We start from the raw sequence: 15,754 nt of genomic DNA on the forward strand, positions 1-15,754 counted from the left end.
CGTTTTAGTTTTAAAGTTTTAATGAAAACAGGAGGCTTAATTAATAATGGCATATTCATTTAAATTACCGGATATTGGTGAAGGTATCCATGAAGGCGAAATCGTTAAGTGGTTCGTAAAACCTGGCGATAAAATTGAAGAAGATGAATCGCTTTTTGAAGTCCAAAATGACAAATCAGTAGAAGAAATTACTTCTCCAGTAAGTGGAACAGTAAAAGAAATCAAAGTCCAAGAAGGCGAAGTAGCAACAGTAGGCCAAGTGCTTATTACATTTGATGGTGTAAGTGGCCATGAAAATGATGCTGAAGAAACACCAGCAGAACCTAAAAAAGAAGAAGCACCAAAAGCTTCAGGTCAAAATCAAGGTGTTTACCAATTTAAATTACCAGATATTGGCGAAGGGATTCATGAAGGCGAAATTGTTAAATGGTTTGTAAAATCTGGCGACAGTGTCGAAGAAGACCAAGCTATTTTTGAAGTCCAAAATGATAAATCAGTAGAAGAAATTACCTCTCCAGTAGATGGAACGGTAAAAGATATTTTAGTAAATGAAGGTGAAGTAGCAACAGTAGGCCAAGTGCTTATTACTTTTACAGGTGACTTTTCTGATTCCGAAGATCACTCATCTACACCAGAATCTCCTGCTGAGTCTCCTAAAATGGAAGAAAAACAACCATCACCATCAGCTATCGGTACAAATCAGGTGCCTTCAGCGAAAAGAGATCCAAACGGTTTAGTTATCGCAATGCCTTCTGTACGTAAATATGCTCGTGAAAAAGATGTTAACATTCAAGAAATTGCTGGTACCGGTAAAAACAATCGTGTCCTAAAAACTGATATTGATGCGTTCTTAAACGGTGAAGCAGTTTCAGAACCAAATGGTGCATCAACAGCAAATAAAGCAGCTACTACCGCTGGAACCGAAACGACAAAAGCAGCACCAAAAACTGTGTCAACAGGTGAAGCTTATCCAGAAACACGCGAAAAACTTTCACCAACTCGTCGTGCAATTGCAAAAGCAATGGTCAATTCTAAACATACCGCTCCGCATGTAACACTTATGGACGAAATTGAAGTTTCTGCTCTGATGGCTCATCGAAAACGTTTCAAAGAAGTGGCTGCTGAAAAAGGTGTTAAATTAACATTCTTACCATATATCGTCAAAGCGCTCGTCGCTACTTTGAAAGAATTCCCTGTGCTTAACACAACAATGGATGACAGCACGGAAGAATTGGTTTACAAACATTATTACAATATCGGTATTGCGGCTGATACAGATCACGGATTATACGTACCCGTTGTTAAAAATGCCGATATGAAATCTGTTTTCGCCATCTCAGGTGAAATTAATGAATTAGCCGGCAAAGCACGCGATGGAAAATTAACAGCAGATGAAATGCGTCACGGTTCAGCAACGATTTCTAATATTGGTTCTGCTGGTGGCCAGTGGTTCACACCAGTTATCAACTATCCTGAAGTCGCTATTTTAGGTGTAGGACGTATTGCTGAAAAAGCGATTGTTAAAGATGGTGAAATTGTAGCAGCTCCTGTACTTGCTTTATCACTTAGCTTCGACCATCGTGTCATTGATGGCGCTACAGCACAAAAAGCAATGAATAACATCAAGCGTTTACTAAATGACCCAGAATTATTACTAATGGAGGCGTAAAATAATGGTTGTAGGAGATTTTCCAGAAGAAAGAGATACGATAGTTATTGGTGCTGGACCTGGTGGTTATGTGGCTGCTATTCGCGCTGCACAACTAGGGCAAAAAGTAACAATTATTGAGAAAGAATATTTTGGCGGTGTTTGCTTAAATGTAGGGTGTATCCCTTCTAAAGCACTAATTACAGTTGGTCACCGTTTTAAAGAAGCCAGAAATTCTGATAATATGGGAATTCAAGCCAAAGACGTTGAGCTTGATTTTACCAAAGCGCAAGAATGGAAAGGTAGCGTCGTTAGTAAGTTAACAAATGGCGTGCGTGCTCTTCTTAAGAAAAATAAAGTAGAAATGTTAGAAGGAGAAGCGTTTTTTGTTGATGAGCATTCCCTTCGTGTTATTCATCCTGATTCTGCACAAACGTATACATTTAAAAATGCTATCATTGCAACAGGTTCTCGCCCAATCGAAATAACTGGCTTTAAATATGGCAAACGCGTGTTAAGCTCAACTGGCGCACTTGCTCTTCAAGAAGTACCGAAAAAACTCGTTGTCATTGGTGGCGGTTATATCGGTACTGAACTTGGCGGAGCATTTGCCAATCTAGGTACACAATTAACCATCCTTGAAGGTGGACCTGAAATTTTACCAACATATGAAAAAGATATGGTTTCGCTTGTTAAACGTAATTTAAAAGATAAAGATGTTGAAATCGTAACAAAAGCATTGGCTAAATCAGCCGAAGAAACAAAAGATGGCGTAAAAGTTACTTACGAAGCTGCTGGTGAAACCAAAACCATTGATGCTGATTATGTGTTAGTCACAGTCGGTCGTCGCCCAAATACAGATGAGCTTGGCTTAGAACAATTAGGTGTAAAAGTAAGTGAACGCGGCTTGATTGAAGTAGACAAACAAGGACGCACAAATGTCCCTAATGTATTTGCTATTGGAGATATCGTTCCGGGTGTTCCCCTTGCTCATAAAGCAAGCTACGAAGCAAAAGTTGCTGCTGAGGCAATTGCTGGTGAAAAATCAGAAAATGATTATACTGCATTACCTGCTGTTGTGTTTAGTGATCCTGAACTTGCAACAGTTGGTCTAACTGAAAAAGAAGCAAAAGAAAAAGGCTTTGATGTAAAAACAGCTAAGTTCCCGTTCGGTGGTAACGGTCGTGCCCTTTCACTTGATGCTCCTGAAGGTTTTGTTCGTCTTGTTACACGTAAAGAAGATGGCTTAGTATTAGGCGCACAAGTAGCCGGTATGAATGCTTCAGACATTATTACTGAAGTTGGCGTAGCGATTGAAACAAGAATGTCAGCAGAAGATATCGCTTTAGTCATCCATGCCCATCCATCACTTGGCGAGCTAACAATGGAAGCTGCTGAACTTGCTTTAGGGCGTCCAATTCATATCTAAATGAAATCAATACTAGAGGGTTTTTCATCTTAACCTTCTAGTATTTTTATTTATAATAAACTAGTAAAAATTTTCACATAAAGACATGCACTTCTTTGCTTGTAAACAGCTTGAAAGCCTATCGCTTTTTAAAACTGAATATTTTTACATCCTTTGTTTTCGTGATAAAATAAGAGAAGATAAAAGATTTATCAAAGGAGGGGTTTTTGATTGGAATATGGTTATCCGCTTAATCCTGACTGGACAAATGAAGAAATTACAACAGTCATCGCTTTTTTAGAAGCTGTTGAAAGAGCTTATGAAAAAGGGATAAGCGTGCAAGAAGTTAAAGAAAAATACCATGCGTTTAAAGAGGTCGTACCCTCAATTGGAGAAGAAAAGCGTATTGGGAAACAATTTGAAGAAGCAAGTGGATACTCACCTTATCAAGTTATGCAAAATATCAAGAACGCTACAACAAGTAGAGTGAAAATGCAGCCTTAATTTTAAAGGAGGAATGAACCATTGGATATTAGTCAAATCGTTGTAGATGCTGTAACCTCAAAAGAAGGAATTCATATTGGCCAAGAAAATGCAAAAGTTAAAGTCATTAGTTTTGTTAATTTGCGTTGCCCTTATTGTCGTAAGTGGCATGAAGAATCACGTGAAGTTTTGGATCAATTTATCCAGTCTGGTAAAATAGAGCTAATTATTAAGCCTTTTGACAAAGAAAAAGAATCACTTCAGCGAGGGAACATCACACACCGTTATTTAAACTATGAAGCGCAAGAAGAAACACTAAAGACAATTGATCGCATTTATGAAACACAAGATGAGTGGGGCCACTTATCACTTGAAGATGTCGCGAAATATATGGAAACGACACTTGGCTTAACCAAACAAAACAATGAAGCAGCTGCTAAAAGAATCGTTGCCGAAGCAAACGATGCGAATATCGTATTTGTTCCTACAGTCATTGTCGGTAAACATATCTTTGACGAACACATCACACCAAGTGAATTAACCGAGCTACTTGAAATGGAATATCAGAAATGAGGTGAAAAATGTGGTGGGGCGCTACATTTGAACATGACAAACAAGCGACAGCGTTTGTATCTATAGGTAATGGAACCTATAAATACAAACGCTGTCGCTAATTTATTTTAAAAGAACTTTCTACGCCAAAATACAAGCGCTAAAAGTCCAGCAATTCCAAAAGAGATTCCTAATGTTAAGACCCAAGCAAGTGGAGTATTCATAAATGGAAGTTTAACATTCATCCCGTAAAAACTAAACACCATTGTTGGAATCGTTAAAATGATCGTAAAGCTCGTTAGAAATTTCATAACGATATTCATGTTATTAGAAATGATTGAAGCATAAGCATCCATCATCCCACTTAAGATATTCGAATGGACTTCTGCCATCTCAATTCCTTGACGGTTTTCAATGGTAACATCTTCTAAAAGCTCTTGATCTTCTTCGTACATTTTAACAATATTTTGACGCATCATTTTATCAAGCACAAGCTTATTTGATTTAAGCGCTGTAACGAAGTAAACAAGGCTTTTTTCAATACCCATTAGATCATAAAGTTGTTTGTTTTTCATTGATTCGTGTAATTCTTTTTCGATTGTGTCTGTTTGGCGATTTAAACGCTTTAAATGACGCAGAAATTGCGTTGAAATCATATAAAGAATTTGTAAAGCAAAACGAGTTTTCATGTGTGTGTAAAATCCTTTGATACGGCGCTTTACAAACGATTGAATAATCGAGGAGTCAATCGTACAAATCGTAATAAAATGATCTTTTGTAATAATAATACCGAGTGGGATGGTTTCAAATGAAGCATAGTGAATATCATCTTCATCCACGATCGGAAAGTCGGAAATAATAAGGACAGAATCTGTGTCGTCATCGCGTTCGATCCGAGCACTTTCATCTTTATCTAGGGGATCTTCTAAAAATTCGAGCGGAATATTGTATTCAGCCGCAAGTTGATTAATTTCTTCTGCTGTTGGTGCGACTATATTAATCCAAGAATTGCGTTCAACTTGTTCTAATTCTTCTAGTTTGCCATCTTGGTTAGATTTAAAAATTTGATGCATGATGATAACCTCCTTTTTTTGATCTATAGGCTAAGATCACACGCTAGAGTAGAAATGCGTGGAATCAACTATTTTTAGCCTTCGATGTGGTTCAGGTTCGCTTTGATTTATCTGGACTTCTTCCACGATTTCACACTCCTTTTTACAAATAAATTCGTTTGCAACTTTACTATTATAACCATTTTAACTGTTTTTGTACATGACTATTTTAAAGCGAGTTTGTAAAGGGGTAAAAGAGAAGCGAACACAACTTTAATTTGGCGTTCAAGTTCAGTGCCATTTGCTAATAATTGATCAGTTGCTGAGAACTTTTTACCAACTAAAAATTCCCCTTTTTTTATATCTTTAAAACGCATCAGCGCTTGCTCAAGTTCACTGCTGTGTAGTGGGTAGGTTTTTTTTACAGTGTGATCTTTAGACAAAACGTAATCCTGTGGTAGCTTTTTAAAGAGTGCTAGATTATTTAAAAATTGGGAAGTGATGTTTATCCGATTTTGATTTTCATAAATAAAAGCAAGCCAGACGAATAAATAATCATCGTATAAACCAACTTGAAAATGGGGGTGTTTTTTATAGCCACGCTTATCACTTGAAATGGCGAACCAAGTACTTTCTGGCGGGTTAACAGAGCGTCTGGCGTGGCGTGCGATATGTAGATGCATCTCATCCCCGAGTTTGAGACTTAAGTAATCGGTAAGTGTTTGCCCAAGTGCTTGGAATTTTGGTTGAATTTCTGTTTGAATGCCTTCCATGCGTGCTGTAAGACCCTCTATATTCATTATTTTAAAATCTTTTGCAGTGAAACCTTGCATTGTCATTCCTCCATCTCGACTCATGTTCCTTTTTATTATACGTAAACTATAGTTATGAAGAAAGCAACTTGCATTACTATTAGCCAGTGATATTTTATGTTAAAATAGCAATGAAAATAAATGAAGGAGCGAAAACAATGGATAGAAAAAAAATTGATCATTTTGCGCGAATGTGGCTAAACGAAGCAGCGGAAATGATCCGCGCTTCATTTTCAACGAGGCTCAATATTGATATAAAATCTGGACGAAATGACCTTGTGACAAATGTGGATAAAGAAACAGAAAGCTACTTTTTGGAAAAAATTAAAGCCACTTTTCCTGAACATCGTTTATTAGGCGAAGAGGGTATGGCTGAAGATATCTTTGATTTGGATGGTGTGGTATGGATCATTGACCCCATTGATGGGACGCTTAATTTTATTGAACAATCACGTGATTTTGCCATTTCAATTGGTGTCTATGAAAATGGTATCGGTTTACTTGGCTATATCTTGGACGTTGCCAAAGATGAGCTTTATACAGCAGAAAAAGGGAAAGGCGCTTTTGTCAATGGTGAAAAATTAACTTCTGTTAAAGAGAATAGCGGTTTAGCGGATAACTTGTTAATTGCTAATTTAAGTTCAACGAGAAAATATCCAAAGGTATGGGAGGCAATAAAAGATTCACGAGGGCTTAGATTATACGGAGCTGCTTCACTTGAGTATATGGCTGTTGCAACCGGACGCGTTGGCGCTTATTTATCAGCTGGACTTTCGCCGTGGGATTTAGCTGCTGGAAAAATCATTGCTGAAGAGACTGGCTGTATCGTTTCAAAGCTTGACGGTTCAAAGATAAACCTTTTAGCAAAGGGCAGTTCTATTGTAGCTTTACCAAAAGTATATCACGAGCTCCGTGCGAATTATCTTGTCGATGAAAAATAAAAGGTGAAAAATAAAATTAGTTATGCTATAATTGATAAGTTAACGAAAACTAAATGATTTCAATGTGTTTGGAACATAAACGAAATAAATCAGTGGTAAGCGGTATATTTGCAGACTTGATCAACTTCTAGCTTCTGCTAAAGTTATGCTTTCGCTCGATTTGTTGTGCTTGCAGTACAGTGCTTATGTCGAAAGATAGCTAAATCGCTTTATGTCTCAAGCTTTTGCTAATAAAAACTTGACCCATTTTGTAGGAGGAAATTGAAAGTGAAATTAAGAGAAGATATCCGCAACGTTGCCATTATTGCTCACGTTGACCACGGAAAAACAACGCTTGTTGATGAATTATTAAAGCAATCTGGCACATTTCGTGAAAATGAACATGTTGACGAACGTGCAATGGATAATAACGATCTTGAAAGAGAACGTGGCATTACCATTTTAGCTAAAAACACGGCCATTAATTATCAAAATGTGCGTGTAAATATCATGGATACACCTGGACACGCCGATTTTGGTGGGGAAGTAGAACGGATTATGAAAATGGTTGACGGAGTTCTGCTTGTTGTTGATGCTTACGAGGGAACAATGCCACAAACTCGTTTTGTATTAAAAAAGGCACTCGAACAGAATCTTACACCTATCGTTGTTGTGAATAAAATCGACCGTGATTTTGCGCGTCCAGAAGAAGTCGTTGATGAAGTTTTAGAATTATTTATTGAGCTTGGTGCAAACGATGATCAACTTGAATTCCCTGTCATTTACGCCTCAGCAATTAACGGAACTTCAAGTATGGATTCTGATCCTATGAAGCAAGAAAAAACAATGGCGCCCCTTCTTGATACGATTATTGAGCATATTCCAGCGCCTATTGATAATAGTGATGAGCCACTACAATTTCAAGTATCATTACTCGATTACAATGATTATGTAGGACGAATTGGAATTGGTCGTATTTTCCGCGGGACGATGCATGTAGGACAAACCGTTGCTCTAATGAAACTTGATGGTACTGTGAAACAATTCCGTGTTACAAAAATGTTTGGTTTCTTTGGCTTAAAGCGTGAAGAAATTAAAGAAGCAAAAGCAGGAGATCTTGTGGCGCTTTCTGGAATGGAAGATATCTTTGTTGGGGAAACAGTAACTCCTTTTGAGGAGCAAGAAGCGCTTCCTGTTTTACGGATTGACGAGCCAACGCTTCAGATGACTTTTGTTACAAATAATAGTCCATTTGCTGGGCGTGAAGGAAAACATGTAACTAGCCGAAAAATTGAGGAAAGATTGCTCGCTGAACTTCAAACCGATGTATCGCTTCGTGTTGAGCCAACAAGTTCACCTGATGCTTGGGTTGTGTCTGGTCGTGGGGAACTACATTTATCTATTTTAATTGAAACGATGCGCCGTGAAGGTTACGAACTACAAGTTTCTAAACCAGAAGTCATTATCCGTGAAATCGAAGGCATTAAGTGTGAGCCTGTAGAAGATGTCCAAATTGATACACCAGAAGAATATATGGGTACGGTTATCGAATCCATTAGTCAACGTAAAGGTGAAATGCAAAATATGATAAATGATGGCAACGGACAAGTACGTCTGCAATTTAAAGTGCCAGCGCGGGGTTTAATTGGTTATACAACTGATTTCCTATCCATGACGCGTGGTTATGGCATTATTAATCATACTTTTGCGGACTATGAGCCATTACAATCTGGACGTGTTGGTGGACGTCGTAATGGAGCACTTGTCTCCATGGAAACAGGTAAGTCAACAACTTATGGTACCATGCAAATTGAAGATCGCGGTACAATCTTTGTAGAGCCAGGAACTGAAATTTACGAAGGAATGATTGTTGGTGAAAATAACCGTGAAAATGATATTGCGGTAAACATTACAAAAGCTAAACAAATGACAAACGTCCGTTCCGCAACAAAAGATCAAACAAATGTCATTAAGAAGCCACGTCACTTGTCACTTGAGGAATCTCTTGAGTTCTTAAATGATGATGAATATTGCGAAATTACACCAGAAAATATTCGCTTACGTAAAAAAATTCTTAACAAAAATGAACGTGAAAAAGCAGCTAAGCGTGCAAAGAGCGCTGAATAAAAAAAGGTGAGGCGATGGCCTCATCTTTTTTGTAATGTAATTGTAATATTAATAAACTTTTGTTATAATAAAAATAGAAAGGGCGTGTTAGCGTTGAAAAAAGTTAGTTTAGTATCACTATTACTTCTATTGTCACTTTTTGCAGTAGCTTGTGGAAATAAAAGTGAGGATAAAAGCAAATCCAGCAGTGAATCGACACCAAAAGAATCACAAAAAAATGAGCAGAATAGCAATAAAGATAGCGATGAATCAAAAAAAGAAGAACAAAAGTCTTCTACTGATAATAGCCAAGAAGAACAAAAGCAAGCTGATTCAAAAAACAACAAAACAAACGATTCAGCTGATGCTAACCAAACGAATGAAGACAATAAAGCAGCAAAACAAAAAGCAGCGACTAGTTTTTCTTTAAGTACAGAAGGTTTTAAAGTTTCTAACTTACTTCCTGTTGTTGGTGGCACAGTTCGTACAGCATATCTTAATAGCACACCAGCGCTAAAAAAAGATTTTGGCAATTTGGTATTTGAAATCAATCAATATAAAGTCGAACATGTTAAAAATGCAACGAAGCAGGTTCCACAAACCACTCCAGAAAGCTATTTAGCAAAACGTGAGGGCTACCTAGTTACGATTGATCTAACCGTTAAAAATAAAACATCAAAAAATATAATGTATAAACCTGATATGATCAACATCAAGAGTGCGACACAAAGCGCAGGTGGAAGCATGGACAATTTTGTACCTAGTGCTTTTCATCTTTCAGGGAGCAAAGATCCGTACCAATTTCTCGCAGGAAAATCCACACGTGGTTTAGTGACTTATATGCTTGATGTACCAAAATATAATGCACTCAAAAAAGAGACTAAAATTGTTTTACCAAACCCAAACAGCATCGACAGCAATTCACCTAAATCAACAGATTCAAAAGATGCCGTTTTAAATTTTAAAATTAGCTAATAAAAAAAGCTTTTCCTCTTCGCACAATTTGTGAAGGAGAAAAGCTTTTTTATTTAACCATCTTTTTCAAGCTCTTTTTTTAGTTGGCTAAAAGGCTTGGTATAAGGTTTATTAAAATGGAAGTTTCCAGAATTAACGCGGCGAATTGTGTTCGCTGAAATCCGATCATTACATTCATCGCAAAGATAAAGACGAACAGGCTTATTGCGTAATTGTTTTGTTTTGAATTTCTTATCGTCAAGTTCATGGGTCTGATCACATAAGACACATTTTGCTTTCATGTTTTTCACCTCTCAAGTTATTATAGCATTTTTTAGAGATAATAGACATGTAAACAAATGATAAGCAAAATGAAGTATCTGTTTGCAGTAGCCATAATTTATGCTATACTTTAATTACAAAAAATAAAGCGCTCATTTTGCGTATGACAGGAGGTTCTGTGATGCCGAATAAAAAGAAAGATCACAGGGAAGAGGCCGTGTTACTTTTAAAAGAAGACGCTAAACGAATCTTACAACTTATTAAAGTGCAAATGGATAATTTAACTTTGCCAAAATGTCCAGCTTATGAAGAAGTTCTTGATACACAGATGTACGGATTATCACGTGAAATTCATTTTGCGACAAAACTTGGTTTAATCGAGCAGGAAGAGGGCAAAAAACTACTTGTTGCCTTAGAAAAAGAACTATCAACATTACATGATATGTCAATGAATAAATAATAAATAGTAAAGGGGCTCAAGGACGCTAAAGAGTTCCTTTTTTTCGGATAAGCAAGGTAAAAAAGAAGCAGTGGATAGGAATGAAAGAGAATTATGTTTAAAAAAATAATAAAATCTTATGATTATTCCTTAATTGTAGTTTATGTTGTACTGCTTATTTTTGGTTTAATTATGGTGTATAGCGCTAGCTGGCCGCTTGCTTATCGTAAAGATCTGCCGGCCGATTATTTTTATGTGAAGCAAATGAAGAATATCGTTATCAGCGTTGTTTTTTTCTTATTCTTTACTTTTTTTCCATATAAGTTTTATCAACGAAATAAATTTTTAATACCAATGATGTTATTTTCTGTCGTGCTGCTTTTTCTTATTTTTTCACTTGGACATACAGCAAATAATGCGCAAAGTTGGTTCCGAATTGGGACAGCATCGCTCCAACCTGCTGAATTCGTTAAAATCTCGGTGATTGTTTATTTGGCCGCGATTTATGCTAAAAAACAAAAATATATTGACGATTTTAACCGAGCTGTTTTACCACCTATTTTCTTTATGGCATTTGTTTGTTTTTTAATCATCATCCAACCAGACGTTGGGACAGCTTTTATCATTTTTTTGACGGGAAGCTGTATTATTATCTGTTCAGGAATGCGACTTAAGACAATATTAAAATTATTGGGTATTGGAATTGCTGTTATTTTAATTTTAGCGCTCATCGTTTTTTTATTGCCAGATGATATTCAAAGTAAGATCATTTCACCAACACGTATGGGGCGTTTAACTGGCTTTACTGATCCATTTAAGGACAGGGGAACAACAGGGCATCAGCTGGTTAATTCCTATTTTGCAATTGGTTCAGGGGGCTTTTTTGGACAAGGCCTTGGACAAAGTGTTCAAAAACTCGGCTATTTGCCAGAAGCGCATACCGATTTTATTATCGCTGTGATTTCTGAAGAATTGGGTGTTTTTGGTGTAATGCTTGTGGTTGGGGGAATTTTCTTTATTGTTTTTAGAACGATTATGATTGGGCTCCGTACTAAGAATTCATTTGGAGCGTTAATTTGTTATGGTACGGCTGCGCTTCTTGGGATTCAGGCATTTATCAATTTAGGCGGTGCTACAGGGATCATTCCGATTACTGGGGTTACTCTTCCGTTTATTAGTTATGGCGGATCCTCATTGATGGTGTTATCGATCTTAGTTGGGATCGTTTCTAACATTGGAATGTTCAATAATTATCAGCGGAAGTACGGGGAAAGACGAGAATAACAAGTAGTCAGGGAAGTGAACTTTCACTTTCCTGATTTTTAAAAGGAAAAGAATTTACATAATGCTTTTGTAAGATTATAATTGAATTTACATACCACAAATAGAATAAGACATTTGTCTTTTATTTAATTAACGAACACGTCAGTTAGGAGGAACAAAATGAATCGGATCAAGAAAGTATTAGTTGCTAATCGCGGGGAAATTGCGATTCGTGTACTGCGTGCATGCACTGAACTGAAAATTAAAACAGTAGCGATTTATTCACAAGAAGATACTGGGGCATTTCACAGATATAAAGCGGATGAAGCGTATCTTGTTGGTGAAGGGAAGAAACCAATTGATGCTTATCTCGATATCGAAAATATTATCGAAATTGCTAAAGAAGCAGAGGTAGATGCTATCCATCCTGGCTACGGTTTTCTTTCTGAGAACATTGATTTTGCTAGACGTTGTGAGGAAGAAGGAATTATTTTTGTTGGTCCAAAATCAAAGCATCTTGATATGTTTGGTGATAAGATCAAGGCAAAAGAGCAGGCATTATTAGCAGGTATCCCTGTTATTCCCGGAAGTCACGGTCCAGTTTCTGGAATTTCCGAAGTTGTTCAATTTGGGAAAGAAAATGGCTACCCATTAATGATTAAAGCTTCTCTTGGTGGAGGCGGACGTGGTATGCGTGTCGTTGAATCAGAAGAACATGTGAAAGAAGCTTTTGAACGTGCGGCTTCAGAAGCTAAAGCGGCCTTTGGTAATGACGAAGTGTATGTTGAAAAATGTGTGAGAAATCCAAAGCATATTGAAGTCCAAATTTTAGGCGATTCTCATGGAAATATCGTGCATTTGTTTGAACGGGATTGCTCCGTTCAAAGAAGGCATCAAAAAGTTGTTGAGGTAGCGCCTTGTAATGCGATCACTTCAGAACTACGTATGAAAATTTGTTCAGCAGCCGTTAAGTTAATGAAAAACGTTGATTATTTAAATGCTGGAACAGTGGAATTTCTTGTTGAAGGAGAGGATTTCTACTTTATCGAGGTTAATCCACGCGTCCAAGTAGAACATACCATTACTGAAATGATTACTGGAATTGATATTGTCCAATCACAGCTTTTTATTGCAGATGGTTATGCACTTCATGACCAACTTGTTGCGATTCCAAAGCAAGAAGATATTCGGATTATTGGATCTGCTATTCAGTGCCGAATTACAACAGAAGACCCTTTAAATAGTTTTATGCCTGATACTGGACGGATTAATACATATCGTTCAACAGGGGGATTTGGTGTTCGACTTGATGCTGGTAATGGCTTTCAAGGTACGGTTGTCACACCCTTTTATGATTCATTACTTGTTAAGCTTTCAACTTGGGGCATGACGTTCGAACAAGCTGTCCGTAAAATGGTACGAAACTTAATTGAATTTCGAATTCGTGGTGTAAAAACAAATATTCCTTTTCTGTTAAATGTTGTTCGTCATCCAGACTTCATCAGCGGAAATTATAATACATCATTCATTGATTCAACACCAGAATTGTTTAAATTCCCACATGAACGTGACCGAGGAACAAAGACATTGCGCTATATTAGTAATATAACGGTTAATGGTTTTCCTGGAATAAAACAAGATGATAAACCAGTGTATGCAGCGCCGCGTATCCCTAAAATTCCATACGATGCAAAAATACCACCTGGAACAAAACAAATTCTTGAAGCAAAGGGGCCTATGGGTATTGTCGATTGGGTAAAACAACAAGATGAAGTGCTGCTAACCGATACAACGCTTCGTGATGCCCATCAATCATTACTTGCAACCCGTGTTCGCTCGAAAGATATTTTTCAAATTGCTGAAGCGATGGCGCATCTTTTACCAAATATGTTTTCATTCGAAATGTGGGGAGGGGCAACGTTTGATGTAGCTTACCGCTTTTTAAATGAAGATCCATGGGTACGCCTTGAAACATTGCGTAAACAGATTCCAAATGTGATGTTCCAAATGCTACTTCGCGGAGCAAATGCAGTTGGTTACAAAAACTATCCAGACAATGTTATTCGCGAGTTTGTTAAATTATCGGCGCAATCAGGAATTGATGTTTTTCGTATTTTTGATAGTTTAAACTGGGTAAAAGGTATGGAAGTTTCAATTGATGCCGTTCGTGAAACAGGGAAAGTGATTGAAGCAGCTATTTGTTATACCGGTGATATTGATGACGAAACAAGAACGAAATATACGGTCGATTATTATAAAAATATGGCAAAAGAACTTGTTAATCAAGGAACACATATTCTAGGGATTAAAGATATGGCTGGGTTACTTAAACCACAAGCCGCGTATCGTTTGATCAGTGAATTAAAAGATACCGTTGATGTCCCAATTCATTTGCATACACATGATACAAGCGGGAATGGCATTTATACGTATGCTGCTGCAGTGAGTGCTGGTGTTGATATTGTCGACGTTGCAACAAGTGCGATGAGTGGTGCAACGAGCCAACCAAGTATGACAGGACTTTATTATGGTCTTGAAAACGGCAACCGCCAAACGAATTTAAATGCGCATAATTCCCAAGTGTTAAATCATTACTGGGAAGATGTTCGTAAATATTATAAAGACTTCGATAACGCATTAAACTCACCACAAACAGAAGTTTATATTCACGAAATGCCAGGAGGTCAATATACGAATTTACAACAACAGGCAAAAGCAGTTGGTCTTGGTGAACGTTTTGATGAAGTGAAAGAAATGTATGCTACGGTGAATCAAATGTTTGGAGATATCGTTAAAGTTACCCCATCTTCTAAAGTTGTTGGCGATATGGCTTTGTTTATGGTGCAAAACGATCTAACTGAGGAAATCATTTATGAAAAAGGCAATTCGATCGATTTTCCTGATTCGGTTATTGAATTCTTTAAAGGCGAGCTTGGTCAACCATATGGCGGTTTTCCCGAAAAATTGCAAAAGCTTGTGTTGAAAGGTCAAAAACCTCTAACAGAACGACCAGGAGCTTCTATGTCACCTGCTGATTTTGCTAAAGTAAAAGAAGAATTGCAGGAAAGAATTGGTTATGAACCTTCTGAACGTGATGTAATTGCTTATCTTTTATATCCAAAAGTATTTCTTGATTATCAAGAGATGAATACGACTTATGGTGACATAACCGTACTTGATACACCAACATTTTACAAAGGCATGCGTTTAGGTGAGACCGTTCAAGTTGAACTAGAACGTGGCAAAATCTTAGTTATTAAACTAAATTCAATTGGCGAACCTATTGCTGATGGAACGCGTGTTATTTATTTTGAATTAAATGGGCAGCCACGCGAAATCAATATTCAGGATTTCAACGTTCAATCAACCGTAGTCGCTCGTCGTAAAATTGATACAACAAATCCAGAGCATGTTGGTGCAACAATGACCGGATCTGTTATCCAAGTTGTCGTTAAAAAAGGCGATCAAGTTAAAAAAGGTGATCCACTCCTCATTACAGAAGCAATGAAAATGGAGACAACCATTCAAGCGCCATTTGATGGTGAAATCAAAACAATTTATGTTTCAGATGGCGATACGATTGAGTCTGGTGATTTATTAATTGAAGTTTCACGTATATAGTGCTAAAAAAACTAGGCATAAACTCTTTTTAAAAGAGCCTATGTCTAGTTTTCTGTATATGACCTGGTTATGTAAAAACTCTTTACAAAACACATTTTTTAATGTAACTTAACATAAGGAGTTGCTTCTAAACTTCGAAAATAAATAAGTGATCTGAAATGGAAGTTTTGACAAAAGAATTCACTGAATAGGCAGCGGTTCAGTATGACTTTCA

At 37.1% G+C, this 15,754-nt stretch carries 13 protein-coding genes; 10 read left to right on the forward strand and 3 right to left on the reverse strand.

Annotation, left to right across the window (positions count from 1 at the left end):
- Positions 1–46: 46 nt before the first annotated feature.
- The 4 genes from G6Q10_RS02380 to G6Q10_RS02395 all read left to right on the forward strand — a co-directional run bounded on the left by G6Q10_RS02380 (position 47) and on the right by G6Q10_RS02395 (position 4,112).
- Entirely contained in the window at positions 47–1,669 is a 1,623-nt protein-coding gene (locus tag G6Q10_RS02380) for a dihydrolipoyllysine-residue acetyltransferase (protein WP_163652466.1), read from the forward strand.
- A 4-nt stretch (positions 1,670–1,673) separates the two neighbouring features.
- Positions 1,674–3,077 (forward strand): dihydrolipoyl dehydrogenase, encoded by a 1,404-nt coding sequence (lpdA, locus tag G6Q10_RS02385; RefSeq protein WP_163652468.1) that lies wholly within the window; start codon positions 1,674–1,676, stop codon positions 3,075–3,077.
- Positions 3,078–3,287: 210 nt separating this feature from the next.
- Positions 3,288–3,560 carry a UPF0223 family protein gene (locus tag G6Q10_RS02390; RefSeq protein ID WP_163652469.1) on the forward strand — a complete coding sequence of 91 codons (273 nt, stop codon included), beginning with the start codon at positions 3,288–3,290 and terminating at the stop codon, positions 3,558–3,560.
- A 21-nt stretch (positions 3,561–3,581) separates the two neighbouring features.
- Positions 3,582–4,112: a DsbA family protein gene (locus tag G6Q10_RS02395; RefSeq protein ID WP_163652470.1), complete on the forward strand. Its 531-nt coding sequence runs from the start codon at positions 3,582–3,584 to the stop codon at positions 4,110–4,112.
- A 107-nt stretch (positions 4,113–4,219) separates the two neighbouring features.
- Here G6Q10_RS02395 and G6Q10_RS02400 read toward each other — a convergent pair whose 3' ends face one another.
- Complete coding sequence (locus G6Q10_RS02400) at positions 4,220–5,164, reverse strand: magnesium transporter CorA family protein (protein ID WP_163652471.1); 945 nt, start codon at positions 5,162–5,164, stop codon at positions 4,220–4,222.
- A gap of 203 nt (positions 5,165–5,367) precedes the next feature.
- A complete protein-coding gene (locus G6Q10_RS02405; RefSeq protein ID WP_163652472.1) occupies positions 5,368–5,982 on the reverse strand; it encodes a YktB family protein in 615 nt (204 codons plus the stop codon).
- A gap of 131 nt (positions 5,983–6,113) precedes the next feature.
- Here G6Q10_RS02405 and G6Q10_RS02410 point away from each other — a divergent pair, with 131 nt between their 5' ends.
- The 3 genes from G6Q10_RS02410 (at position 6,114) to G6Q10_RS02420 (ending at position 9,956) form a co-directional block, all read left to right on the forward strand.
- On the forward strand, positions 6,114–6,896 hold the full coding sequence (locus G6Q10_RS02410; RefSeq protein WP_163652473.1) for an inositol monophosphatase family protein: 783 nt from the start codon (positions 6,114–6,116) through the stop codon (positions 6,894–6,896).
- 267 nt (positions 6,897–7,163) lie between these two features.
- Entirely contained in the window at positions 7,164–9,002 is a 1,839-nt protein-coding gene (gene typA, locus G6Q10_RS02415; RefSeq protein WP_163652474.1) for a translational GTPase TypA, read from the forward strand.
- A gap of 93 nt (positions 9,003–9,095) precedes the next feature.
- Positions 9,096–9,956 carry a DUF5068 domain-containing protein gene (locus tag G6Q10_RS02420; RefSeq protein WP_163652476.1) on the forward strand — a complete coding sequence of 287 codons (861 nt, stop codon included), beginning with the start codon at positions 9,096–9,098 and terminating at the stop codon, positions 9,954–9,956.
- A gap of 53 nt (positions 9,957–10,009) precedes the next feature.
- On the opposite strand, the gene G6Q10_RS02425 is transcribed toward G6Q10_RS02420, so the two are convergent.
- The gene (locus G6Q10_RS02425) at positions 10,010–10,237 is read right to left on the reverse strand and encodes a YlaI family protein (RefSeq protein WP_163652478.1); all 228 of its coding nucleotides are present in this window, start codon (positions 10,235–10,237) and stop codon (positions 10,010–10,012) included.
- A 161-nt stretch (positions 10,238–10,398) separates the two neighbouring features.
- Between G6Q10_RS02425 and G6Q10_RS02430 the strand changes: the two genes are divergently transcribed.
- From G6Q10_RS02430 to pyc, 3 genes are all read left to right on the forward strand, one after another.
- Positions 10,399–10,677 (forward strand): Fpa/YlaN family protein, encoded by a 279-nt coding sequence (locus tag G6Q10_RS02430; protein ID WP_163652480.1) that lies wholly within the window; start codon positions 10,399–10,401, stop codon positions 10,675–10,677.
- 93 nt (positions 10,678–10,770) lie between these two features.
- Entirely contained in the window at positions 10,771–11,940 is a 1,170-nt protein-coding gene (gene ftsW, locus G6Q10_RS02435) for a putative lipid II flippase FtsW (RefSeq protein ID WP_163652482.1), read from the forward strand.
- A 159-nt stretch (positions 11,941–12,099) separates the two neighbouring features.
- Positions 12,100–15,540 (forward strand): pyruvate carboxylase, encoded by a 3,441-nt coding sequence (gene pyc, locus G6Q10_RS02440; protein WP_163652484.1) that lies wholly within the window; start codon positions 12,100–12,102, stop codon positions 15,538–15,540.
- The last annotated feature ends 214 nt before the right edge of the window (positions 15,541–15,754 follow it).

The sequence above is a fragment of the Listeria sp. PSOL-1 genome, from assembly GCF_902806445.1.
Taxonomy (GTDB): domain Bacteria; phylum Bacillota; class Bacilli; order Lactobacillales; family Listeriaceae; genus Listeria.

Coding starts and splice junctions, on each gene's coding strand:
- G6Q10_RS02380 (WP_163652466.1), top strand. CDS start 47: ATGGCATATTCATTTAAATTACCGGATATTGGTGAAGGTATCCATGAA.
- lpdA (WP_163652468.1), top strand. CDS start 1,674: ATGGTTGTAGGAGATTTTCCAGAAGAAAGAGATACGATAGTTATTGGT.
- G6Q10_RS02400 (WP_163652471.1), bottom strand. CDS start 5,164: ATGCATCAAATTTTTAAATCTAACCAAGATGGCAAACTAGAAGAATTA.
- G6Q10_RS02405 (WP_163652472.1), bottom strand. CDS start 5,982: ATGACAATGCAAGGTTTCACTGCAAAAGATTTTAAAATAATGAATATA.
- G6Q10_RS02410 (WP_163652473.1), top strand. CDS start 6,114: ATGGATAGAAAAAAAATTGATCATTTTGCGCGAATGTGGCTAAACGAA.
- G6Q10_RS02425 (WP_163652478.1), bottom strand. CDS start 10,237: ATGAAAGCAAAATGTGTCTTATGTGATCAGACCCATGAACTTGACGAT.
- G6Q10_RS02430 (WP_163652480.1), top strand. CDS start 10,399: ATGCCGAATAAAAAGAAAGATCACAGGGAAGAGGCCGTGTTACTTTTA.
- ftsW (WP_163652482.1), top strand. CDS start 10,771: ATGTTTAAAAAAATAATAAAATCTTATGATTATTCCTTAATTGTAGTT.
- pyc (WP_163652484.1), top strand. CDS start 12,100: ATGAATCGGATCAAGAAAGTATTAGTTGCTAATCGCGGGGAAATTGCG.